General features: G+C 33.6%; 7 protein-coding genes. 2 read left to right on the forward strand and 5 right to left on the reverse strand.

Going from position 1 to position 7952, the window contains the following annotated elements:
• Positions 1 to 814: PDZ domain-containing protein (locus ACH2CJ_RS08665; protein ID WP_394992122.1), on the forward strand; the 814-nt coding region annotated here is incomplete at its 5' end.
• Positions 815 to 872: 58 nt separating this feature from the next.
• Here ACH2CJ_RS08665 and ACH2CJ_RS08670 read toward each other — a convergent pair.
• The gene (locus ACH2CJ_RS08670; protein WP_394992123.1) at positions 873 to 1115 is read right to left on the reverse strand and encodes a hypothetical protein; all 243 of its coding nucleotides are present in this window, start codon (positions 1113 to 1115) and stop codon (positions 873 to 875) included.
• Positions 1116 to 1229: 114 nt separating this feature from the next.
• Here ACH2CJ_RS08670 and ACH2CJ_RS08675 point away from each other — a divergent pair, with 114 nt between their 5' ends.
• Positions 1230 to 2267, forward strand: coding sequence for a tetratricopeptide repeat protein (locus tag ACH2CJ_RS08675; protein ID WP_394992125.1), 1038 nt, complete (start codon positions 1230 to 1232; stop codon positions 2265 to 2267).
• On the opposite strand, the gene menD is transcribed toward ACH2CJ_RS08675, so the two are convergent.
• From menD to rpsO, 4 genes are all read right to left on the reverse strand, one after another.
• Complete coding sequence (menD, locus tag ACH2CJ_RS08680) at positions 2244 to 3986, reverse strand: 2-succinyl-5-enolpyruvyl-6-hydroxy-3-cyclohexene-1-carboxylic-acid synthase (protein ID WP_394992127.1); 1743 nt, start codon at positions 3984 to 3986, stop codon at positions 2244 to 2246. The genes ACH2CJ_RS08675 and menD overlap by 24 nt on opposite strands.
• A gap of 146 nt (positions 3987 to 4132) precedes the next feature.
• Positions 4133 to 4996 (reverse strand): RNA polymerase sigma factor RpoD/SigA, encoded by an 864-nt coding sequence (locus ACH2CJ_RS08685; protein WP_394992128.1) that lies wholly within the window; start codon positions 4994 to 4996, stop codon positions 4133 to 4135.
• Positions 4997 to 5131: 135 nt separating this feature from the next.
• Complete coding sequence (gene pnp, locus ACH2CJ_RS08690) at positions 5132 to 7261, reverse strand: polyribonucleotide nucleotidyltransferase (RefSeq protein ID WP_394992130.1); 2130 nt, start codon at positions 7259 to 7261, stop codon at positions 5132 to 5134.
• A gap of 151 nt (positions 7262 to 7412) precedes the next feature.
• Complete coding sequence (gene rpsO, locus ACH2CJ_RS08695) at positions 7413 to 7688, reverse strand: 30S ribosomal protein S15 (RefSeq protein WP_394992132.1); 276 nt, start codon at positions 7686 to 7688, stop codon at positions 7413 to 7415.
• Positions 7689 to 7952: the final 264 nt, after the last annotated feature.

Consider the following 7952-nt stretch of genomic DNA (forward strand, 5'->3'; position numbering starts at 1 on the left):
TGAAGGAATTACAAGCTTTTATCAATGGAATATTCTTTTGCGAGCAGAAATTTTAACCCCAGAAGAATACTTATTAAAAATGGTAGCTCCAATCGGAAACATCGAAAATCAAGTTGGTCAAAAAGTACAATCAGTGGCAGAAGCAAGTTGGGATGCTTGGATAAAGCAATACCGCCCAAACGAAAATTCGAGGAATAGTACAATTTCTTACTATGAGAAAGGTGCTGTAATTGGTAGCTTATTGAACTTATATATTTTGGGCGAAACCAATGGAAAGAAAAGCTTGGATGATGTATTTCGCTTTCTATATAATGAGTATTACAAGAAACAAAATAGAGGATTTAAAGATGAAGAATTTCAAAAAGTTTGTGAACAAATGGCTGGCCATAGCATGGAAGATTTCTTCCAAAAGTATATTTGGAATACAATCCCAATTGACTATAATGATTTCTTTAAATATGTTGGATTGAAATTGTTGAAAGATTACGATACAAATACCCCATTTTTAGGAGCAACTATTATAAACAATAAAATCATCAATATTCAAAGAGGAACAGCAGCATATAATGGTGGACTTAACGTAAATGATGAGATTTTAGAAATCGATGGAATAAAAATAGAAAACCCTCAAGGAGCTATTTTAGATAAAAAAGTGGGAGATACAATTAAAGTAAAAGTTAAAAGATTTGGTCAAGAAATGACTTATAATATAAACTTAACTTCAAATCCAGCAGCAAGAGTCAAACTTGAAAAAGTACAAAACATTTCACCAGAACAAGAGATGCTTTATAAAAAATGGTTATTTATAAAATAGTTATGTGACACAATTCTCCGAATTGTGATTTTACAATTCGGAGAATTATAGTACAAGATTAATCAATAGAATCTAATATCATTTCAAAATCTTCTGACATTTCTTTGAAACGATTGACAACTTTTTCCATAAAAGTATCACCTATCATTTCTTCGATTTCGTCTTCTCCTGCAACGTCATACTCATTTACTTTGTAGGTTTGTTCATACATCCCAGCCTCAAACTTAATAATAAACTTATTGTTCCAAGCATAAAGTGAGACTTTGCAAAAATCATTGGGAATTTCTTTGATGAATTTCATTTTCGAATATTTTGTTCATAATTAAAGTGCAATTTTACATAAGTTTTCTCAAGTGTCGAAATATTTGTCAATAAATAATTATCGCCTAATTTTAATTTAAAACATTTTATTTGTATGTTAAATAAATATAATACTTTTAGAAAATACATTTCATTTTTTATTTTCATTACTTTTATTTCTTGTGAAAGGTCAAAAAAAGACACTGAGCTTTTTTTTATTCAAGGTAACGTAGCATACAAGAAAGGAAACTATGAAGAAGCAATAAAATTTTATACCGAGGCAATTGAAAAAACACCTGACTTTGCAGATGCGTATAATAATCGTGGAACAGTAAAATTGGCTAAAAATGACTTAGAAGGTGCTATTTTAGATTTTGAAAAAGCAGTTTCGATTGACAATGAGTTTGCATTTGCAAAATACAATTTGGGTGAAACATATTCGAGAATCAATAATTTAGATAAATCAATCGAAATTTTAAAGCAGATTGAATCAAAATACAAAGATTCAGCATCGTACTATGTTACATTAAGCTCAATTTTTATTAAAAAAAATAATTTCCCTGAAGCAAATATTAATATTTTGAAAGCATTGACTCTTGATAAAAACAATGAAGGTGCATTAACTAATCTTGGTTTTATACAATATTCCGAAAAGAAATTTTCTGATGCCAAAATAAGTTTCGAACGAGCAATAAGTCTCAATTCTAAAAATGAATTTGCACTGAATAATCTTAGCTTAATTTATGCAAATTTTGAAAACTACAATAAAGCCATTGAATTAGTAGATAATGCTTTAAGTTTAAATAATTCAATACTATTTAAAAACAACAAAGGCTATTATTTATTAAACATTGGAAAATTGCAAGATGGTAAAAATTTAATTGATAAAGCCCTTGAAGCCGATGCAAACAATGCTTGGGCTTATCGAAATTTGGGTGTTTATTATTTGCTATCAAAAAAACTCACCCAAGCATTAGAAAATTTTGAAAAGTCCGACAAACTCGACCCATCGGTTGAACTACTCAATTATTATTTAGGGCTTACACAACAAAGCTTAGGCAATCTATCAAAGGCTTGTCAATATTGGAAAGTTGGCAAAAAGCTTAATGAACAAAAATCAATTGAAATGTTAGCAAAACATTGCAAACAATGATTTATAGTTTTTAAATACTTGAGTATTCAACTCTCCATCTAATTCTATTTCAATTAACTTGGCTTTTACACTTTTACTATAAAAGTCTGATAAAGCCATTTTTAATTCATTTTCGGCTGAGATTTTCGTGTATTCCAAACCTGCTTCAATTGCAGTATGATATGCCGAAAAATTTTGTTTTGTAGCAAAATATTCTTCCACTTCTGGTTGTCTATTTGGTCCATCAATGATTTTAAAAATGTTTCCTCCATGATTATTTAAAACGATAACTCGCAGATTATCAGGCAAATACGTATTCCAAAAAGCATTTCGGTCATAGAAAAACGACATGTCGCCAATCAAACAAGTAACAATTTTATCAGTTTTTAAAGCACAACCCACAGCAGAACTTAACGAACCATCAATGCCACTTGTACCTCGATTGGCAAAAACTTCAACATTTTTACCAATTTCTAAGCCTATGAGATTTGCATATCGTACTGGCATACTGTTTGCAACATGAAATATCGAATTCTCAGGCAAGTTTTCAAGTATATTTCTGATTGCTTTAAACTCACAAAACTCAATATTAGTTAGGAATTTATTCAATTGACTTTTAGCTTTTGAATTAGCTTGTTGCCAATTTTGATAATAAGATTCGTCCTCTTCTTCATCACCTTCTTTAAATTTTAAAAAATCTAAATCCTCAAAAAGTTGATTAAAAAAATATTCGGGTGAAACTTCAATTTTATGAGTGAGTGTTTGGAATGGGTCTATTATTTCAGCATTCTCTTGAATATGAAAATGATATCGAGGTTTATTATTCCGTATAAATATTTTTAAGTTTTTAGAAATAATCGACTTGCCACAAGTAATTAGTAATTCTGGTTTCAGAGAATATAGTAAATCTTCATTTTTAGAAGAAAGAATCACATCGGATGCAATTCCGCCGCCCGCTTGATTATTGAGATTTGAAATTATATCTCCCAAAATTGGAATCGAAAACTCTTCAGAAATTTGTTTAAGTGTTTTATTGAGAGCAGAACTCTGTCGATGCCCAACTATAATTAACTTTCTTTCAGACCCTTGCCAAATTTCACGAAACTGTTGCCAAAACTCTTTTGATAGTTTTTTTTCTACATTTACATTCTCAATAATACTAACACTTCTGTCAAACGTAATCTCCTCATTATCAACAGGATAGAAAGGTTCACGAATCGGAACATTTATATGAACAGGACCTTTTGGTAAAGTTTGACTAAGGTTAATTGCTTCATTGACAACTCTCTCAATTTGCCAAACCGCATCTTTATTTGTATAATCAGAAGGTATCTCAAAACTTTTTTTTACATGTTTGCCAAAAATATCTCTTTGATAAATGGTTTGTCCATCGTACTGGTGAATCCATTCTGGTGGACGGTCGGCGGTTAATATCAATAATGGGATTTCTTGAAAAAAAGCTTCTGCCACCGATGGAGCAAAATTATAGGCAGCCGTTCCTGATGTACAAACAAGAGCAACAGTTTTTTCTGTAACTTGGGCCATCCCCAGTCCTATAAATCCTGCCGAACGTTCATCGCTTATACTATAAGTTTGAATCTCAGGATGCCGAACCATTGCAATTGTCAAAGCAGCACTTCTTGAACCTGGACACAAAATAGCAGTTCGTACATCTTTCCTTGCACAAATTTCAGCAATATTATAAATTGGCGAAAGTTTGTTGTTTTTTAAACTATCCATTGCTAAAAAAATTTGGAATAAGTTTTAACAAAAAAAGGCACGTAAAACGCACCTTTTTTAATATTATTTGTAGTTTTTGATAATAGTCCATAGAAAAAATAATAACACTTTCAATTCCATTGCGGCTCTATCAATCACTATTAATTTTAACCTAAATATGCTTTTAAAGCCTTACTTCTTGAAGTTTGGCGTAAGCGACGAATTGCTTTTTCTTTAATTTGGCGTACACGCTCACGAGTCAGATTAAATTTCTCACCAATTTCTTCGAGAGTCATAGCTTGCTCACCATTCAAACCAAAGTAATAAGTAATCACTTCTGCTTCACGTTGAGTCAAAGTTGACAATGCTCTCATAACTTCTCTTCGAAGTGAGTCATCAATCAAACCTTGATCAGGCTTAATTTCACTATCATTTTCCAAAACATCCAGCAAACTATTTTCTTCACCTTGTACAAATGGTGCATCAACAGATACGTGGCGACCAGAAATTTTCAAAGTATCAATTACTTCCGCAGCGGTAATTTCCAAAACCTCAGCTAATTCTTCTGGTGATGGTTCACGTTCAAATTTTTGTTCGAGGTCTGAAAAAGTTTTTGAAATTTTATTCAACGAACCTACACGGTTCAACGGTAATCTTACAATACGAGATTGTTCTGCCAAAGCCTGCAAAATCGATTGACGAATCCACCAAACTGCATAAGAAATAAATTTAAAACCACGCGTCTCATCAAATCTTTGAGCTGCTTTTATTAAACCAAGATTACCTTCATTGATCAAATCACCCAAAGATAAACCTTGATTTTGATATTGCTTTGCCACAGAAACCACGAAACGCAAGTTCGCTTTTGTCAAACGCTCCAATGAAAGTTGGTCGCCTTCTCTGATTTTCTGGGCAAGAATTACTTCCTCATCGGGAGTTAGCAAATCTACTTTTCCAATTTCTTGGAGATACTTATCAAGTGATTGACTTTCTCTATTTGTAATTTGCTTACTAATTTTTAGCTGACGCATATTTTCTTATTAAGCGGGACAACACCCGACATATTTTCTAAGATAACGAAAAAACACTTAAACTCTTATTATTTGAACAATTAAACTTTCGTAAATGTTCAAAATGCCAGTTCTGCACTACAGACATTTAACAAATTATTGTTTGTCAGGTCTTGGTAAAAGAGACTTTCTTGACAAACGAAATTTCCCTGTTTTAGGGTCAACTTCCAATAATTTAACTTGTAATTCTTCACCAATTTCAAGAACCCCATCCATACTCGGTAGTCTTTCCCATGAAATTTCTGAAATATGTAGTAAACCTTCTTTACCAGGCATAAATTCAACGAATGCTCCAAATGGCTGAATAGATTTTACTTTTGCATCATAAACTTCGCCAACTTCTGGCGTTGCTACAATTCCATAAACTCTTTTCTTAGCTTTGTCCATACTCTCGCCATTGGCAGAGAAAATTGAAACATAACCTTTACCATCTTTTTCTTCAATCGTAATGGTTGCACCTGATTCACGTTGAATTTCTTGAACTATTTTACCACCTGGTCCGATTACTGCTCCGATAAATTCTTTCTCAATAACAATAGTGAAAGCACGTGGTGTATGAGGTTTCAATTCTGGACGAGTGGCTGAAATTGCCTCTTTCATTTTACCCAAAATATGAATTCTACCCGCTTTTGCTTGCTTTAATGCTTGCTCTAAAACTTCAAATGACAAACCGCCAATTTTAATGTCCATTTGGCAAGCCGTAATTCCATCTTCAGTTCCGGTAACTTTAAAATCCATATCACCGAGATGGTCTTCGTCGCCCAAAATATCAGATAAAACTGCCCATTTACCAGTTTCTGGATTTGTAATTAAACCCATTGCAATTCCAGAAATCGGAGCTTTAATTGGCACACCGGCATCCATCAATGCTAAACATCCCGCACAAACGGTTGCCATTGACGACGAACCGTTAGACTCAAGAATATCTGAAACGATACGAATTGTATAAGGATTATCAATATCGGCAGGAAGAATTTTCTTCAAAGAACGTTGAGCCAAATTTCCGTGACCAATTTCACGACGACCTGCTCCACGGTTTGGTTTAATTTCACCAGTAGAAAAACCTGGGAAATTATAGTGCAAATAAAATTTGCTATAACCCGAAACCATTACTTGGTCGATAATTTGCTCATCCAGTTTCGTTCCAAGTGTTGCTGTTGTCAAAGATTGAGTTTCGCCACGAGTAAACAATGCTGCACCATGTGCCGATGGCAAGAAATCAACTTCACAAACGATTGGACGAATTTCGTCTAATTTACGACCATCCAAACGTTTACGCTCATCTAAAACCAAATTACGAGAAGCATAATATTGAATATCTCCAAAATATGTTTTTGCAAAAGACTTTTTCGCAGACAGCTCTTCTTCTGAAAGTGTAGCAAGAAAATCGCTAAAAATTGCACCAAATTTCTCTTTTCTTACGTCTTTTTGATTGCTACCTTCCAAACAAACTGCATAAACTTTGTCATAAAGTTCTGCATTCATACGTTCACGTAGTTCTTCATCATGTTTTTCATGGCAATAAACACGCTTAGTAGTTTTACCAACCATTTCACCGAATGCAGTTTGAGCAGCTACCTGTACAATAATAGCTTCATGACCAACCTTTATTGCTTCAATCATTTCTTCTTCTGTACATTGGTCAGCCTCACCTTCTACCATGATGATATTTTCCAACGTTCCAGCAACTATTAAATCAAGACTTGCTTTTTTAATTTCTGTTGTAGTTGGATTAACTACATATTTTCCATCAATTTTTGCAACTCTAACCTCCGAAATTGGGCCATTGAATGGGATATCTGAAGCAGCAATCGCAGCCGAAGCAGCCAAAGCAGCCAAAGCATCGGGTTGTACTTCCGAATCTGCCGAAATCAAATAAACCATTACCTGTACATCTGCATGATAATCTTCAGGAAAGATTGGACGTAATGCACGGTCAATCAAACGACTGATTAAGATTTCATTATCTGATAAACGACCTTCACGGCGTTGGAAACTTCCTGGAATTTTACCTGCTGAACCAAATTTTTCTTGGTAATCAACCGATAAAGGCAAAAAATCTGTTCCTTCTTTGTGTTCTTGGGCAGCGACAACAGTAGCTAATAACATGGCGTTGCCGCATCTTACTACTACCGAACCATCTGCTTGTCTTGCTAATTTTCCTGTTTCGAGGGTAATCACTTTGCCATCGGGCATTTCGATGGTCTTGGAGTGAATGTTAAACATTTTTTAGTTTAAGATTAAACCACGTTTCCGCTTTTGACGTGGCAATGTATTATCCGTTATTCCGCGGGGATAAAACTTACTAATATTTTGTAGTGATTTTGGCAAAAGAAAATCAGGGCATTCCCAAAGGAAAACCCTGATTTTATTAATATTACTTACGAATTCCTAATTCAGCAATGATAGCTCTGTAACGAGAAATGTCATTCTTGTACAAATAATCAAGCAATCGACGACGCTTACCAACCAATTTCAACAAACCTGCTCTCGTAGAGTAATCATGTTTGTGAGATTTTAAATGCTCAGTAAGGTGGATGATACGAAAAGTAAATAATGCGATTTGAGATTCAGCAGAACCTGTATCAGTCGCTTTTTTTTGAAAACCTTTGCCTGCAAAGATTTCTTCTTTTTTCTCCGTAGTTAAATACATTTGATCTTAACTTAGATTAATAAATATGAAAATAATCGCAAAGATAAGGTTTAATTTTCAATAATTAGTGAAAATTACAAAATCGTTTAGGATATTTATGCGAATAGAAAACAAAAAAGCCTTCCTCATCGGAAAAGCTTGGTTCCAGCGAAATATGTTCCAGCGAATTAACCCTACTTTTCAATTACTCCAATATTTGTAGACTTTTCCAGTTCTCTCTTAAAATTACCCAAAGCAAACTGCTGCAATTCTATCAACTCATCC

Origin of the sequence: Emticicia sp. (assembly GCF_043780375.1) — a bacterium.
Taxonomy (GTDB): domain Bacteria; phylum Bacteroidota; class Bacteroidia; order Cytophagales; family Spirosomataceae; genus Emticicia.

Excerpts from the sequence above, each read along its gene's own strand:
- ACH2CJ_RS08670 (WP_394992123.1), bottom strand. The coding sequence starts at position 1,115 with ATGAAATTCATCAAAGAAATTCCCAATGATTTTTGCAAAGTCTCACTT.
- ACH2CJ_RS08675 (WP_394992125.1), top strand. The coding sequence starts at position 1,230 with ATGTTAAATAAATATAATACTTTTAGAAAATACATTTCATTTTTTATT.
- menD (WP_394992127.1), bottom strand. The coding sequence starts at position 3,986 with ATGGATAGTTTAAAAAACAACAAACTTTCGCCAATTTATAATATTGCT.
- ACH2CJ_RS08685 (WP_394992128.1), bottom strand. The coding sequence starts at position 4,996 with ATGCGTCAGCTAAAAATTAGTAAGCAAATTACAAATAGAGAAAGTCAA.
- pnp (WP_394992130.1), bottom strand. The coding sequence starts at position 7,261 with ATGTTTAACATTCACTCCAAGACCATCGAAATGCCCGATGGCAAAGTG.
- rpsO (WP_394992132.1), bottom strand. The coding sequence starts at position 7,688 with ATGTATTTAACTACGGAGAAAAAAGAAGAAATCTTTGCAGGCAAAGGT.